At 66.2% G+C, this 15,071-nt stretch carries 15 protein-coding genes and 1 tRNA gene; 11 read left to right on the plus strand and 5 right to left on the minus strand.

The window, feature by feature from the left end; translation table 11 throughout:
* Positions 1-18: 18 nt before the first annotated feature.
* Positions 19-95, plus strand: a tRNA-Met gene (locus tag FHW94_RS00005).
* A 115-nt stretch (positions 96-210) separates the two neighbouring features.
* Here FHW94_RS00005 and FHW94_RS00010 read toward each other — a convergent pair.
* Positions 211-1,905 (minus strand): acyl-CoA dehydrogenase family protein, encoded by a 1,695-nt coding sequence (locus FHW94_RS00010; RefSeq protein WP_168553773.1) that lies wholly within the window; start codon positions 1,903-1,905, stop codon positions 211-213.
* A 99-nt stretch (positions 1,906-2,004) separates the two neighbouring features.
* Between FHW94_RS00010 and FHW94_RS00015 the strand changes: the two genes are divergently transcribed.
* On the plus strand, positions 2,005-2,613 hold the full coding sequence (locus FHW94_RS00015) for a TetR/AcrR family transcriptional regulator (RefSeq protein ID WP_168553774.1): 609 nt from the start codon (positions 2,005-2,007) through the stop codon (positions 2,611-2,613).
* Positions 2,614-2,748: 135 nt separating this feature from the next.
* Here FHW94_RS00015 and FHW94_RS00020 read toward each other — a convergent pair whose 3' ends face one another.
* Positions 2,749-3,321: a ferritin-like domain-containing protein gene (locus FHW94_RS00020; protein WP_168553775.1), complete on the minus strand. Its 573-nt coding sequence runs from the start codon at positions 3,319-3,321 to the stop codon at positions 2,749-2,751.
* A 218-nt stretch (positions 3,322-3,539) separates the two neighbouring features.
* On the opposite strand from FHW94_RS00020, the gene FHW94_RS00025 reads away from it, so the two are divergent.
* The 4 genes from FHW94_RS00025 (at position 3,540) to FHW94_RS00040 (ending at position 6,192) form a co-directional block, all read left to right on the plus strand.
* Positions 3,540-4,457, plus strand: coding sequence for a heme o synthase (locus tag FHW94_RS00025; protein ID WP_168553776.1), 918 nt, complete (start codon positions 3,540-3,542; stop codon positions 4,455-4,457).
* A 16-nt stretch (positions 4,458-4,473) separates the two neighbouring features.
* The gene (locus tag FHW94_RS00030) at positions 4,474-4,662 is read left to right on the plus strand and encodes a hypothetical protein (protein ID WP_210425592.1); all 189 of its coding nucleotides are present in this window, start codon (positions 4,474-4,476) and stop codon (positions 4,660-4,662) included.
* Positions 4,663-4,705: 43 nt separating this feature from the next.
* Positions 4,706-5,260, plus strand: coding sequence for a cytochrome c oxidase assembly protein (locus FHW94_RS00035; RefSeq protein WP_168553778.1), 555 nt, complete (start codon positions 4,706-4,708; stop codon positions 5,258-5,260).
* A gap of 107 nt (positions 5,261-5,367) precedes the next feature.
* Complete coding sequence (locus tag FHW94_RS00040) at positions 5,368-6,192, plus strand: cytochrome c oxidase subunit 3 (protein ID WP_168553779.1); 825 nt, start codon at positions 5,368-5,370, stop codon at positions 6,190-6,192.
* A gap of 108 nt (positions 6,193-6,300) precedes the next feature.
* Here FHW94_RS00040 and FHW94_RS00045 read toward each other — a convergent pair whose 3' ends face one another.
* Entirely contained in the window at positions 6,301-8,958 is a 2,658-nt protein-coding gene (locus tag FHW94_RS00045) for a M1 family metallopeptidase (protein ID WP_168553780.1), read from the minus strand.
* A gap of 124 nt (positions 8,959-9,082) precedes the next feature.
* Here FHW94_RS00045 and FHW94_RS23660 point away from each other — a divergent pair, with 124 nt between their 5' ends.
* Genes FHW94_RS23660 through FHW94_RS00055 form a run of 3 tightly spaced genes read left to right on the plus strand, consistent with a single transcriptional unit; the run spans position 9,083 to position 9,838 of the window.
* Positions 9,083-9,397 (plus strand): hypothetical protein, encoded by a 315-nt coding sequence (locus FHW94_RS23660; RefSeq protein WP_349237407.1) that lies wholly within the window; start codon positions 9,083-9,085, stop codon positions 9,395-9,397.
* A gap of 14 nt (positions 9,398-9,411) precedes the next feature.
* Positions 9,412-9,687 (plus strand): hypothetical protein, encoded by a 276-nt coding sequence (locus FHW94_RS23665; protein ID WP_349237408.1) that lies wholly within the window; start codon positions 9,412-9,414, stop codon positions 9,685-9,687.
* Entirely contained in the window at positions 9,671-9,838 is a 168-nt protein-coding gene (locus FHW94_RS00055) for a hypothetical protein (protein ID WP_246865824.1), read from the plus strand. Before FHW94_RS23665 ends, FHW94_RS00055 begins: the two co-directional genes overlap by 17 nt.
* A gap of 7 nt (positions 9,839-9,845) precedes the next feature.
* Here FHW94_RS00055 and FHW94_RS00060 read toward each other — a convergent pair whose 3' ends face one another.
* Together FHW94_RS00060 and FHW94_RS00065 are read right to left on the minus strand one after the other, a co-directional pair.
* On the minus strand, positions 9,846-10,316 hold the full coding sequence (locus FHW94_RS00060; RefSeq protein WP_210425423.1) for a GNAT family N-acetyltransferase: 471 nt from the start codon (positions 10,314-10,316) through the stop codon (positions 9,846-9,848).
* 2 nt (positions 10,317-10,318) lie between these two features.
* Complete coding sequence (locus tag FHW94_RS00065; RefSeq protein ID WP_168553782.1) at positions 10,319-11,893, minus strand: helicase HerA-like domain-containing protein; 1,575 nt, start codon at positions 11,891-11,893, stop codon at positions 10,319-10,321.
* A gap of 104 nt (positions 11,894-11,997) precedes the next feature.
* On the opposite strand from FHW94_RS00065, the gene pabB reads away from it, so the two are divergent.
* Positions 11,998-13,875, plus strand: coding sequence for an aminodeoxychorismate synthase component I (pabB, locus tag FHW94_RS00070; protein ID WP_168553783.1), 1,878 nt, complete (start codon positions 11,998-12,000; stop codon positions 13,873-13,875).
* Positions 13,876-13,881: 6 nt separating this feature from the next.
* Positions 13,882-15,057, plus strand: a complete 1,176-nt coding sequence (locus FHW94_RS00075; protein ID WP_246865825.1) for a pyridoxal phosphate-dependent aminotransferase — start codon at positions 13,882-13,884, stop codon at positions 15,055-15,057.
* Positions 15,058-15,071: the final 14 nt, after the last annotated feature.

Here is a 15,071-nt window from a genome sequence, read left to right on the forward strand (position 1 = left end):
GGGCTTTGTTGCTAACATCGCGGGGTGGAGCAGCCCGGTAGCTCGTCAGGCTCATAACCTGAAGGTCGCAGGTTCAAATCCTGCCCCCGCAACCAGAATCTCACGAAGCCCCGTCGCTAACGCCTCGGGGCTTCGTTGCGTCCAGCACGCGCGCAAGCTCGCAACAGCCCCTCCCCATACCCCTCCCACTCGCGCGTGGGCTTTGGGCGTTCAGCCTAGCTGCGTTGGGTCGACGTGGGGGTAGGCGGACACCAGATCGCTTCCGTGGGCGACCAAGGCTGCCTCGCTCAGCGCTTGTGCCTTTGCCATCAGCAACCAATGGCGGCCAAGCGCGGCGAGATGATCGTGGATCGGTGTGCCGGACAAAGCCGCCAGGCGCGCGGCGATCCAGCCGGTCGTGGCAAGCGAAGCCAGTTGCAGGAACGGATAGGCGACGACGGTGCCCTTGGTCTTGTCCAGGCTTGCGGCGGCGTGCTCCAGCATGTCCAGCAGTTCGCCCAGCGCCCTGTTACCCAGGCAAGCCGCGTCTGCCCGCGCGCGGGTGAGGAATGCGTGGTAAGCGCGGCCTTCGTCGCCCAGCACGCGCCGCAGCACGAGGTCGAGCGCCTGCATGCCGCTGGTGCCTTCGTAGATCGCCAGCACGCGGGCATCGCGCAAGTATTGCTCCGCCGGCCATTCGCGCGTGTAGCCCGCGCCCCCCAGAATCTGGATTGCCTCGTTGGCGCAGAGACTGGCCGCCTCGGCGGCAAAGTTCTTGGTGATCGGCAGCAGCCACGACAGCAACAGGCCAGCTTGCGATCGGGCCGCCTCGTCCGGCTCGCGCGCCTGAAGATCCGATACGGCCGATGCGGTGAGGACGAGCCCGCGCGTGATTTCTGCCCGTGCGGCGAGCGAGAGCAACATGCGCTGCACATCGCCGTGCTTGTCGATCGTGATCGGCGGCGCGTCGGCCTTGCCACCCTGGCGACGTTCGGCCGCGTAGCGCCAGGCGAGGCTCGCCGCCGCGCCGGCAATGCCTGCACCTTGGCTTCCGACCGACAGGCGCATGCCGATGATCATCGTGAACAATTGCGCCAGCCCGCGCCCCGGCGTGCCGATAAGGTGGCCCACCGCGCCCTCGAAGCCCATCGCGCAGGTGGGCGAGCCATGCAGGCCAAGCTTTTCCTCGATCCGCCTCACGATCACGGCGTTGCGCGCGCCGTCGATATCGGACGGCACCAGAAACAGGCTGAGCCCGGCCGAGCCCGGCCCGCCTTCGGGCGTGCGCGCCAGGACCATGTGGGCGATGCGCGGGGTGAGATCATGGTCGCCATAGCTGATCCAGATCTTTTCCCCCGTCACCCGCCAGGTGCCATCTTCGTGCGGCGCGGCCATGGTGCGCAGGCGCGGCACGTCGGACCCGGCATCTGGTTCGGAAATGCAGATCGTGGCGGCCCAACTCCCATCCACTAGGCGCGGCGCCCATTCCGCGCGCAGCGCCGGCTCCGCATAACGCTCGATCACTTTGGTGGCGCAGCGCATCGGCGTGGGCAGCATGCCGAACGCCGGTGAGGCGCGGTTGAACAATTCCTCGCACGCCGAATGGACCAGCATCGGCAAGCCCGCGCCGCCCCATTCGGTGGCGCCTTCGAGCGTGGGCCAGCCCCCTTCGACAAAGGCCTGCCAGGCCGCATGGTGGCCAGGGGCGAGTCCGACGCGGCCCTGGTCAAGCGTGCATCCCGCGCGGTCCGCCTGCAGGTTGAACGGGGCGATCACGCCTTCGGCCAGATCGGCCGCGCCGCTGACGATTTCGGCCAAGGTCGCTTCATCCAGCCCGGTATCGGGAAACAGCGCCTGGACGCGGGCAAACTCGGGCAGCGCCAGGATCTGGGCAACGATCGTACTGGCAGCGGCGGCGTAGGACATCGGCGTTTCCTCTCTCAATACGCTACCGTATGGTGAGGCGCGACGCCCCGGTCAAGACCGGTTCTGGACGCGCTGCTGCCGTCGGCCTAAGCCCAGGGCATGACGCAAGCCGCGCCCCCGCACCCAAACCCGCCTGCCGCCAAGCGCCTCACGCGGTCAGACTGGATCGCCGCCGCGATCAGCGTGATGGCCGACAGCAGCGTGGAACAGGTGCGGGTGGAAAAGCTGGCCGTGGACCTGGGCGCGTCAAAGGGCAGTTTCTATTGGCATTTCAAGGATCGAAGTGCCTTGCTGGCAGCGGTTCTGGAAGAATGGCAGGCGCGGTCGACACTGGCGGTGCAGGACCGCCTGGTCCGCGAGGAGCCCGACGTGCGGCAGCGCATCCTGCGCCTGATGGAACTGCCGTTTCATTCGCAGGCTGCCGCTCGCGCTGCCGATCTCGAACTGGCAATCATGGGCTGGGCGCGCCGGTCGGACGCAGCGCGCACGGCGGTGGCGGCGGTGGACGACGCGCGCACGGCCTATCTGGCGGACTTGTTCGCCAGCCTTGGCCTTGGTCAGGAGGATGCCGCTTGGCGCGCGCACCAGGCCTATGCCTTGCTGCGCTATGTGGCCCAGCGCACCGATCTGCCATTGGCCGAGCGCAAGGGCATGGTGCTGCGCCTCCATGCGCGGCTGACAGAAGGCCATGCGGCCGAAGGGGCCTGACGACCGCGCGATCATGGCACGCGGTGGTCTGGGGCGGTAGTAGCAGCCCAGCCAGAGCTTTAGGCGCGCGTGCGACCGGGCTTATCCCGGCCCACGCGCGCCGATACAGGGGAAATGCTGTGGGCGGCGAAGCAGTTATTCGCCCTGCCAGCCTTCCAGCAGATCACGGAATTCGTCGGCGTGGTCTTCTTCCTGGGCCAGGATGCCTTCGAGCATGATCCGGGTGGTGGAATCGCGATCGCCGACATAGGCGATCAACTCGCGATAGGCCTCGACGGCAATGCGCTCGGCGATCAGGTCTTCCTTGACCATGTCCTTGAGCGTCTTGCCCACCTGGTATTCGGCGTGGCTGCGCTGGGTCAGCGTGGCGGGATCGAGGTCGGGCTCGCCGCCAAGCTGCACGATACGCTCGGCCAGCTTGTCGGCATGGGCGCGTTCTTCGTTGGCGTGCTCAAGGAAATGGGCCTTGATCGGTTCGGAAACCAGGCCGTCGGCGGTATAGTAGTGGCGCATGTAGCGCAGCACGCAGACCCATTCGGTGGCCAGCGCCTTGTTCAACTGGGCGATGATCACCTCGCGGTCCTTGGGGAAGGACTGGGTCACGGGCCCCTGGTCGATATGCTTGCGGGCCTGCGCACGCAGCGTTGCGGTGTCGGTGAACGTGGCTTCGGGCGGGGTCGTCGGCTTGGCAATGCTGGCGGTGGCCATGGAACATGCTCCTGCAATGGGGCGGCATGCGCGCGGGGCCATGCCGTGTCATCGGGCAAATGATCGGGCTGCCTTGCGGTTCCAATGCACCTTTGGGGCCAGGGCGTTTGCGGCATGCGGATCAATGCCGCCCGCGCGATCGCTCTGCCGGGTAATCCGGTCCGTCGCCGTTCGGATTGCCTTCCCCTCATGAGCGGGACTGCTATAGCCCCCTCACGATGGACCTTGTGACGACTCCGCTGCGCATGCCCGCAGACTGGCGCGATTTCTTTGCGCTGACCAAGCCGCGCGTGATGACGCTGGTGATCTTTACCGGCCTGTGCGGCTTGTTGGCCGCGCCCGGAGAGATTCATCCGGTGCTGGGCTTTGCCGCGATCCTGTGCATTGCCGTGGGCGCGGGCGGTGCCGCCGCGCTCAACCAGTGGTGGGAAGCCGATCTGGACGCGGGGATGAAGCGGACGGCCAAGCGGCCGGTGCCCGCAGGCCGGATGGAGCGCGAATCGGCGCGCGATTTCGGCTTTGCCCTGTCGGGCGGGTCGGTCGTGGTCATGGGCCTGGCGATCGGATGGCTGGCCGCCGCGATCCTGGCCGTCTCGATCTTTTATTATGCCTGGGTCTATACCGTGTGGCTCAAGCCGCGCACACCGCAGAACATCGTGATCGGCGGTGGGGCCGGGGCCTTTCCGCCGTTGATCGGGTGGGTGGCCGTGACCGGGCACATCACCTGGATGCCGGTGGTGCTGTTCCTGATCATCTTCTTCTGGACGCCGCCACACTTCTGGGCACTCGCCCTGTTCGTCCAGACCGACTACGCCAAGGTCGGCATCCCGATGCTGCCGGTGGTGGCCGGCGAACGGGTGACGCGGCGGCAGATCCTGCTTTACACGTTGCTGCTGGTGCCGCTGAGCCTGGTGCCCTGGGCGCTGGGTGGTACCGGGCTGGTGTTCGGCGTGGCGGCGGCGCTGCTGGGCTTGGGCTTCCTGGCGCTGGCGCTGCGCGTGGGGCTGCGCCAGAGTGTGCCGAACGACACGATGAAGCCGGAAAAGCGGCTGTTTGCCTATTCGGTGCTCTATCTGTTTGCATTGTTCGCCGCGCTGGTGCTGGATCGGTTTGCCGGGCTCCATGGGTGGGCCTGACGGGAGAGGACGAGACGTGGGCAAAGACCCGGAACAATTTGATCTCAAGGCTTTTCGCAACCGGCAAAAGGCGCGCAACCGTGCGCTGGGCGTGCTGCTGGGCGCGCTGGTCGTGCTGTTCTTTGCCATCACCATCGTCAAGCTGGGCGTGCAGGCGGAACATCGCCAATCGGCGCAGCGGCCGGCCGGCGCGAGCCATGCCTGAAGCCATGACGCGGGCCTGAAGGCTCCATAACGGGAGAAAGACGATGGCAGCGGCAATCGAGAAAACCGCCCGTGCCAATCGCAAGGTGGCAGCCATCGCGGCAGGCGCGGCGCTTGGGATGCTGGGGCTGGGCTATGCGGCCGTGCCGCTTTACCGCATGTTCTGCCAGGCCACCGGCTTTGCCGGTACCACCCAGCGCGCCACCGCGGCGCAGGCGGCGGCGGTCAAGGCCACGCTGCGCCCGATCACCATCCGCTTCGACGCCAATGTCGCGCCGGGCCTGCCCTGGACGTTCAAGCCCGAACAGGTGACCCAGGACGGGCGAATCGGCGAGCGCAAGATCGCCTTCTTCACGGCACGCAACAATTCCGACGCACCGATCGTGGGCCGCGCGGTGTTCAACGTGACGCCCGAGCAGACCGGCGCCTATTTCCACAAGATCCAGTGCTTTTGCTTCAACTATCAAAAGCTTATGCCTGGCCAGGAAGTGCGCATGCCGGTGGTCTACTACGTAGACCCCGCTATGCTGGATGACGCGAACACGCGCAACGTGCCGGAAATCACGCTGAGCTATACGTTCAACAAGGCCGCAAATTGACTGGACCGGCAGTGCGCAGGCCGATAGACGTTGCAACCATCACAAAATTGGCTCCCGCTGCGCAAATGGCGAGGATGCCAGGCAAGCCTTGGGGGAAGTAGACGATCATGGCCGGTGCCAAGAACCACGATTATCACATCCTGCCGCCTGATATCTGGCCACTGATGGGGGCTTTGTCCGCCCTGGTGATGACCAGTGGCGGCGTGCTGTTCATGCACAAGATCACCGGCGGCACGCAGATCATGCTGCTGGGCCTGCTCGGCGTGATCCTCACCATGTTTTCCTGGTGGGGCAAGGTGATCAAGGAAGCCCACGCCGGCGATCATACCCCGGTGGTGCAACTGCACCAGCGCTATGGCATGATCCTGTTCATCGCTTCGGAAGTGATGTTCTTCGTCGGTTGGTTCTGGGCGTTCTTCGATTTCTCGCTGTTCCCCAGCAAGATCAACACCGACGTGATCGGTGGCGTCTGGCCGCCCAAGGCGATCGAGGCGGTGATCAACGCCTTTGATCTGCCGCTGCTCAACACGCTGATCCTGCTGTGCTCGGGCACCACGCTCACCTGGGCGCACCACGCGTTGATCCACGGCGATCGCAAGAGCCTCAAGCAGGGCCTTGCTGCCACGATCCTGCTCGGCCTGCTGTTCACCTCGATCCAGGCCTACGAATACGTCCACGCGCCGTTCGGCTTTGGCCAGAACACCTATGGCTCAGCCTTCTTCATGGCCACCGGCTTCCATGGGTTCCACGTGATCATCGGCACGATCTTCCTGATCGTGTGCTGGATCCGCGCCGAACGCGGCGAATTCACCCCGCGCCAGCATTTCGGCCTGGAAGCGGCGGCCTGGTACTGGCACTTCGTCGACGTGGTGTGGCTGTTCCTGTTCGTGGCAATCTACGTGTGGGGCAACTGGGGCGCGGTGGTCGAATAAGCCACTGCTTTTCCGCACCGCCTAAGAAATGGGGCGCCTTCCAGATGAGGAAGGCGCCCCTTTTTTGTGCCTGCGGGGGAAGGCCGGCTGGCCTCCCCCGCTCGACCGTTACTTCACAGCGGCGAGTTCGGCAGACAGCCCGGCCGCGCGCTGGTCCTTGAGCACGGCGCAGTCCTGCACCCGCTCGATCGCGCGATCGAGTTCCAGCGCACCCGAGTTGTTGGCAAAGCGGGGCCGCCACGCAACAATCGCCTTGGCCTTGTCGGCCGAACAGAACCCGCTCACCACCTGCGGCAGGCTGCGTGCCAAGAAAATGCCGCCGCCGCTCGACAACAAGCTGTCGAGATGCGCATCGGCCCAGGCAAAGGCCTGGTCCGCTGTCTTTGGAGAAGCGATGGCCAGCGAAATGCCCATCAGCTTTTCCGAAAGGCGCAGGCGCTTGTCGGAAAAGTCCTCGACCAACCACTTGGCCACGGCCGGATCGTTGCTGCGCCCCACGGCGCGGAGCAGGGCCGGGCGCAGCACCGGGTCTTCCGAAGACAGCGCCTTCTCCATCAGCGTCTTGGCGCCGGCCAGTCCATGCGGCTTGAGCCAGGCCTTGAACGCGCTGTTGTAGAAGGCGGGATCGAGCGCCTTGGCATCGCCCGCCAGCATGGCATCCACCGCGCCCGCCAGCTTGGTGTTGAGCGCAGCATCTTCGGCGGTGTCGGCCAGTTCGGCCACCAGCGCCACGCGGCGTTGCTGCGTATCGGGATCGTCGCCGGCATGGGCGCCTGCGCGCGGATCGAAGCCCAGCTTGGCCAGTTGGGGAGCGCGCACTTCGCCCACCAGGCGGCGCAGTCCATCGTGCGCGGCAGGCGTCAACAGGCCCTGGGTATCGAACGCGATCAACTGGCCGGTGGCGCCATCGCTGGCATAGCTGTCGGGATTGGCGGCAAAGCTGCGCGCGGCGGCCACCAGTTGGGCCGGGGTGGCGCGGCCGGCCATGAAGCTCGCTTCCAGGCTGTCGATCGTGGCCAGCGCTTCGCCGCCGGGCAAGCTGGCCCCTTGGGCGATCAGGCTGTCCCACTGCGCGGCGGGCAATTCGAAGCGGTAATAGCCGGTGCCGCCGGCATTGGGCACCAGCGCGCCGGTCCCGGCAATCGAGACCGTGGCGGTCTGGTCCACCAGCAACTGGCAGGCGCGGGCGTCGCCCTGGCGCAAGCACAGCGGCACGCCCCAGGTTTGCGCCGGCGCCTGCGTGCCCAGTCGCGCATAGCGGCTTTGCGTCACCGTCCACTTGCCCTGGCCCGCCGGCGCGAAGGTGACGAGTGGCACGCCCTGCTGGTCGGTAAAGCTTTGCATCGCGGGCAGGATACGCGGATCGCCGGCAGCATCGGCCATGGCGCCAAAGAAATCGGCGGTGCTGGCATTGCCGTACTTGTGCTTGGCCATGTAGCCGCGCACGCCATCGCGGAACTTGGTATCGCCCATGAACGCGGCGATCATCGATACGACGTGGCCGCCCTTGCCATAGGTGATCGTGTCAAACGCCGCATCGATCTGGCTGTTACGCGTGATCGGCTGGTGGATCGGCCGGCCCACGAGCAGCGCATCGGTGCGCATCGCGGCAAAGCCTTCTTCCAGCGCGCCGGCGCCGATGTTGAGATCGGGCCGCCATTCGTTGCCGATGCGGAAGCCCATCCAGTTGGCAAAGCTTTCGTTAAGCCAGATATCGTCCCACCACGCCGGGCTGACCATGTCGCCAAACCACTGGTGCGCCAGCTCGTGCGCCACGACCATGCCGAAATTGCGCTTTTGCGACGTGGAGGCCTTGTCATCGAGCACGAGGAGCGAATCCTCGTAAAGATCGGCCCCGGCGTTTTCCATCGCGCCCGGCATGATCGGCGCGGTGATCTGGTCGAGCTTGGGGAAGGGGAAGGCCTGGCCGAAATAGTTCTCCAGATGGCTGACGATGCCCTTGGTGCCATCAAGCGCGAAATTCAGCTTGTCAGCATTGGGCCGGGTGGACACGACCCGCAACGGCAGCGGGGTGGCGCGCTGCGGCGTGGCCGGCACGGTGCCTTCCACGCTCACGAACGGCCCAGCCATCACCGCCACCAGATAGCTGGGCAACGGCAGGGTTTGGGCAAAGCGGTGCACGGTCTGGTTGCCACGGGTCTCGGTCGCCACTTCGGGTGCATTGCTCACCGCGCGCTGGCCGGCCGGCGTGGTGATCGTCACGGTATAAGGCGTCTTGAAGCCGGGCTGGTCGAACGACGGGAAGGCACCGCGCGCATCGATCGATTCGAACTGGCTCCAGCTGTACCACTGGTCGCCCACGTGGACGCGGAACAGGCCGGTGGGGCCATCGTTGAAGCCGGCGTCATAATCGAACACCAGCGTTGCCGTGCCGGCGGGAAGGGCCTGCGCGAACGTGACGAGCGCCACGCCGGTATCATCGGCTTGGCTGAACGTGCCGGCAATGGTCTTGCCACCCACTTTGGCAACCACGCGCTTCACCCCCAGGTTCAGCCCGTGCATCCACACATAACGGCCGCCCTCGTTCACGGTCACGTCGATCTCGGCATGGCCAGAAAAGCGCGGCTGGGCCGGATCGAGCGTGAAATCGAGGCGATAGGCCTGTGGCACCACTGCGTTGCCCAGCTTGCCTACCGGCATGGTGCCTGCAGCGGCGGGAATGGCCTTCGCCTCGGAAGCGGCGAGCGCCGGCGTAGCGGCAAGAGTGCCCGCCAGCATGGTGGCAGCAAGAAGCAGAGCGCGCATGGGATCCTTTCACGCGAAAAAGAGCATGCCCGCGTGCTTGCGCGCGCTTTGTTGCAGGGGCAACCGGTTTCGACGAACCGCAGGCAACGATCTGCCAACGGCGTGAGAAGACGCACGCCCATGCATGCGCGAAATTGTCATCGACATCGTTCGCGCAATCCGGGAAGCAAGGCACATGAACGGATGGCGGCCCCAATTCGAAGCAGCGCTGAAAAAGCTGGCCGAAATCAGTTCGGCGATGGATGAGCGCACGCTCACTCCCCCCATCCTCGTTGGCGGCGCAGCCGTGGAACTTTATACGCAAGGGGCCGTGAACACAGGAGACTTCGATCTGGTCAGCGCGCAACAATCCGCGCTTGAGGTCATGATGATGCGCCATGGCTTCGTCAGGCCGAGCGGTCCGGGCGTGTTGACGCGGGTTGGATACACCCGGACCTGAAACTGGGCTTTGAAGTGGTTGGCAGCCGGCTGCTCGATGGCCATGCCGATACCAGCCTGCTCCAGATCATCGAAGTTGCAGCGCATGGGACCGTGGCAGTCATTTCCATCGAAGATCTCATTGCCGACCGCATGGGGCAATATGCGTCAGGGGCGGCGCACGATATGCTGGGTCAGGCCAGGGTGCTCTTCACCCTTTCTGAAGGGCTCGATCTTCACTACATGGAACGGCGCATCCGCGAAGAGACGGCACAGGCATATGGCGTTCAAGACCTTGAAGACGAAGCGTGAGGCTATCAGTCTTGCCGCGCTTGGCGAACGCGTTGCCGCGCGCCGCCGCGCCGTGGATGTGGGCGAAGTACCGCGCAACGCCGGCACGCGCCGGACGCCGTCCAAGCAGGCACTGCTGGATGCGATCGCATGGGCCGGTGGCGAGTGGTGAGCGAGGTCTAGAGCGTCCTGCCTACTCGATCCCGCGGGCGCATGGCGACATAACCTATGCGAAGTCCGGGGAGAAATCCCAGACTTTCATAGAAACTGTGAACACGCGGATCGGTTCTACCGCTTTGCATGAGCACGTGGTGGCAATCACATGTCCATGCGTGATCGAGCGCCGCGCGGACCACGGCGCGCCCATATCCGAGGCCACGCTTGTTCGGATGGGTAACGACGTTCTCCAGGAAGCCGTGCTGTTGACCGCCGCGCAACAGGTTGGGTGCCGTTATCAAGGTGCACGTTGCCACCAGGCAGCCACGCACATCGACAACGAACACCGCGACGCTGTCGCTTGCCATCGTGCGCTGCCAGATGTGCTTGGCCTGTTCGCGTGATTGCACGGCGGCGCTGACTTCAGACTGGGCGAACAGCGAGAGCATCCCGTCCAGGTCAGATGGCAGGGCCAATCGCGCGGTGGACACCATGCTTACCGCAACAACCCGCCCAGCAGGCCGCGGGCGAAGCGGCCCAGGGCTTCGCCGCCCAGGCTGGTGGCGATGGAGCCGACCACGGCGCTGACGCCACTGGCCACCGGCGAGGCGCGCGATTTCTTGCCGGCGATTTGCGCCGCGATCATGGCCCCGGCAGAGGAAGCGACGGCGCCCGCTGCGGCCTTGCCGGCCTTGCCCCACAGCGAGGGGGACTGGCGCGGCTGCGCGCGTTGCGCGGCTTCGCCCTGTTCTGCCGCCACTTGCGCGGCGGCGGCGGCATCGGCGGCCTTCTGCGCCAGCACTTCCGCCGCGCTTTCGCGATTTACGGAGGTATCGTACTTGCCGCCGAACGGGCTGGCTGCCTGGATCGCGGCGCGTTCGGCCGGGGTGACCGGCCCCAGGCGCGAGCGTGGCGGCGCGATCAGGGTGCGCGCCACCATGCCCGGTGCGCCTTCGGCGTCGAGCGTGGAAACCAGCGCCTCGCCCACCTTCAGTTCGGTGATGGCCTGCGCCACATTCAGATCGGGGTTGATGCGGAAGGTTTCTGCTGCGGCGCGGATTGCCTTCTGGTCGCGCGGGGTGAACGCGCGCAGGGCGTGTTGCACACGATTGCCCAGCTGGCCGGCAACCTTTTCTGGAATGTCGATCGGGTTCTGCGTGACGAAATAGACCCCCACGCCCTTGGAGCGGACGAGGCGGACGACCTGCTCGACCTTGTCCATCAAGGCATCAGGCGCATCGTCGAACAAGAGGTGGGCCTCGTCGAAGAAGAACACGAGGCAGGGCTTTTCCGGGTCGCCCACTTCGGGCAGCGCCTCGAACAGTTCTGACAAGAGCCACAGCAGGAACGTGGCATAGAGCTTGGGGCTTTGCATCAGGCGGTCTGCGGCCAGCACGTTGACCAGCCCGCGCCCCTGTTCGTCCACGTGCAGGAAATCGTTGATCTCGAACGCCGGCTCGCCAAAGAAGCGATCGGCCCCCTGGCTTTCCAGGCCCAGCAACTGGCGCTGGATGGCGCCCACGCTGGCCTTGGTCACGTTGCCATATTTGGTGGCAAGCGCACCGGCATTTTCCGCGCAGGCCGCCAGCACGGCCTGAAGATCGGCCAGGTCCACCAGCAGCAGGCCGTTGTCGTCGGCATAGCGGAACGCGATGGTCAGCACGCCTTCCTGCGTTTCATTGAGGCCCATCAGCCGGGCGAGCAGCAACGGCCCCATTTCCGAAATCGTGGTGCGGATGGGGTGGCCCTGCTCGCCATAAAGGTCCCAGAACACCGCCGGATTGTCGGCATAGGCATAGTCGGCAATGCCCAGGTCCCTGGCGCGCTGTTCCAGCGAAGCGGCATGCTTGAACGTGGGGCTGCCAGGCATGGCGATGCCCGAAAGATCGCCTTTCACATCGGCCAGGAACACCGGCACGCCCGCGCGGCTGAACTGTTCGGCCATGCCCTGCAGCGTTACGGTCTTGCCCGTGCCGGTGGCCCCGGCGACCAGGCCATGGCGGTTGGCCCGGCCCAGCAGCAGCACTTCGCGTTCGCCCTTGTTGCCCAGGCCCAGGAAAATCTCGTCCATCGCCGCACTCTCTCGTTTTGGTTTCACCCGTGTTTAGGATGGCGCGCGATTGCCCGCGAGGGCTTTTTGCATCCGCATCGGCTTGCCGCTATGCGCGTGGGGCCATGACACGCGCCCCCTTCCTTTTGCTCGATGACGCTCGCCACGGCGATGCCGGCTCTGCCCGGCTCTATACCGACCCGCGCGAGATCGTGATCGCCCGCCGCCCGGAAGAAGTGGAAGCGGCCTTGGTGCGGATCGGTGCCACGCCGGGCCGGTGGGCCGGGGCGCTGGCTTATGAAGCCGGACTGGCGCTGGAAGAGCGACTGGCGCCGCGCGCGGCGGCGCGCACCGGGGCGGCCGGTCCGCTGGTGTGGTTTGCCCGCTTTGCGCAGATGAAAGCACTGACCAGCGCGCAAGTGGGCGCCTGGCTGGCGCGCGAAAGCAGCGCGCCTGGGCGGCTTGGGCCGCTTGGCCCGGCGCTTTCGTCCGGCGGCTATGCCCGCGCCTTTGCCAAGGTACAGGAAGCGATCCGCGCGGGAGACATCTATCAGGCCAATCTCACGTTCCAGCTGGCGGGATCGTGGGCCGGAGATCCGCTGGCGATCTATGCCGCGCTGCGCGAGGATGCACGCGGTGGGCACGGCGCCGTGCTGTGGGATGGTTCGCACTGGCACCTGTCGGTCTCGCCCGAGCTGTTCTTTGAGTGGCAGGGAACGCAAGTCACCGTTCGCCCGATGAAAGGCACTGCCCCGCGCGGCCGTACCGAAGCGGAAGACGCCGCGTTCAAAGCCGCGCTGGCCGGCAATGCCAAGGACCGCGCCGAAAACCTGATGATCGTGGACCTGATGCGCAACGACCTGTCGCGCGTGGCGGTGCCCGGCACGGTGAAAGTGCACGATGCCTTTGCCGTGGAAACCTATCCCACTGTGCACCAGATGGTGACGACGGTGACGGCGCAAGTTGTGCCCGGCACGGCGGCGGCCGATGTCTTGCCCGCGATATTCCCCTGCGGATCGATTACCGGCGCGCCCAAGATCCGCGCGATGGAATGGATCGACATGGCCGAGCGCGATGCGCGCGGGCTCTATTGCGGGTCCATCGGCTATGTCGATGTGCCCGATCCTGCCGCCAGCGCGGATGCCGATACACCTGGGGCCGATACACCTGGGGCCGATACACCGGGGGCCGATACACCGAGGACTGGCAGCGCGGCGTTCAATGTGGCAATTCGCACCGTGCGCCTGGTGCCAGACCATCCCGGCGCGGCCGGGGGGCGGGCGACCATGGGGGTCGGTTCGGCCGTGGTCGCGGATTCGGCGATGCTGGGCGAATGGCGCGAATGCGTGGTAAAGGGGAATTTCTTGCGCCTGAACGCCGGCAGTGCCGACCTGATCGAGACCATGGCCTTCGATCCCGCGGCGGGCATTCCGCTGCTGGAACGCCATCTCGAACGGATCAAGCAAAGCGCGCAAGCCTTGGGCTTTGCGTTTGACCGGCACGCCGTGCGCAATGCCATCCACGCGCTGTGTTTCGATCTCGATGCACCGGCCAAAGTGCGGCTGGTCGTGGCCAAGAGCGGTGCCCATGCGCTGGAGGCCGCGCCTTTGCCCGCGCCGTTCGATGGCGCGGCGGTTTGCGCGGTGCTGCCCTTGCCGGTGGACGCTGGCGATTGGCGCCTGCGCCACAAGACCAGCGATCGCGGCTTTTATGAGGCCGGCCTCAAGGCCGCGCGCCGCGCCGGTGCGCAAGAGGCCCTGCTGCGCCGCGACGACGGGCGGCTGACCGAAGGCTGCTTTACCAACCTGTTCGTGCCGCGCGATGGCGTGCTCGTCACCCCGCGTGCCGAGCTTGGCCTGCTGCCCGGTGTGCTGCGCGCACAATTGCTCGATGAGGGCCGCGCGGTGGAAGGCGATGTCACGCTTGATGACCTGGCCCCGGGCTTTTTCATCGGCAACGCCCTGCGCGGCTTGATCCCCGCCCGCCTGCTGGGGCAGGGCTGACCCGCCATGGACAGCCAGAAAACCAGCCAGGCGCTTGGGCGCATCTCGCCCTCGCGCACCAATGCGATGACCGACCGCGCGATCGAACTGCGCGCGCAGGGCAAGGACATCATTTCGCTCTCGGTGGGTGAACCCGATTTTCCCACGCCGCCCCATGTGATCGAAGCCGCCAAGGCCGCGCTCGATAGCGGCCAAACGCGCTATACCGCCGTGCCCGGCACCCAGGCCCTGCGCGAAGCCGCGGCGCGCCATTTCCGCCGCGACCTGGGGATCGTGGTGCCGCCCTCGCAGGTCATCGTCACGGCCGGCGGCAAGCAGGCGATTTTCGAAGCGCTGCTGGCCACGCTCGATGCTGGCGACGAAGTGCTGATCCCTTCGCCCTGGTGGGTAAGCTATCCTGAAATCGTGCGTTTTGCCGGTGCCACGGTGGTCGATCTGCCGACGCGCGCAGAGGGCGGCTTTCGCATCACGGCGGAACAACTGGAAGCGGCGATCACGCCCGCCACGCGCTGGCTGTTGCTCAACAGCCCCGGCAATCCCACCGGCGCCACCTATCCGGCTGCCGAACTGCGCGCGTTGGGCGAAGTCTTGCGCCGCCACCCGCGCGTGCTGGTGCTGTCCGACGATATCTATGCCCCGCTGCGCTATGGCGGGGGCGCCCATGCCACGCTGGCCGTGGAATGCCCGGAGCTGGCGACGCGCATCCTCACGGTATCGGGCGTTTCCAAAAGCCACGCGATGACCGGTTTCCGTATCGGCGTTTCCGCCGGGCCGGAATGGCTGATCCGCGCCATGGCCAAGCTGCAATCGCACAATTCCGGCAATCCCTGCTCCATCGCCCAGGCGGCGGCGACAGCGGCGCTGGCCGGTCCGCAGGATTTCCTGCTCGATCGGCGCGAACGCTTCCGCGCGCGGCGGGACAAGGTCGTGGTGGCGATCAACGCCATTCCCGGCCTGTCCACCCCGGTGCCCGATGGCGCATTCTATTGCATGATCGACGCTGCCCCGCTGATGGCGCGCTTTGGCGATGACGAGGCGCTGGCGCTGCATCTCCTGGAACATGGCGTGGCGGTTGTGGCGGCCTCTGCCTTTGGCGGGGCGCAGGGCTTCCGCATCTCGTTCGCGGCCGACGATGCCGTGCTGGACGAGGCGCTGCGGCGAATTGCGGCGGCGCTGGCCTGACTCCTTCGACAAGA

Source organism: Novosphingobium sp. SG720, from assembly GCF_012275365.1.
Lineage (GTDB): Bacteria > Pseudomonadota > Alphaproteobacteria > Sphingomonadales > Sphingomonadaceae > Novosphingobium > Novosphingobium rhizosphaerae.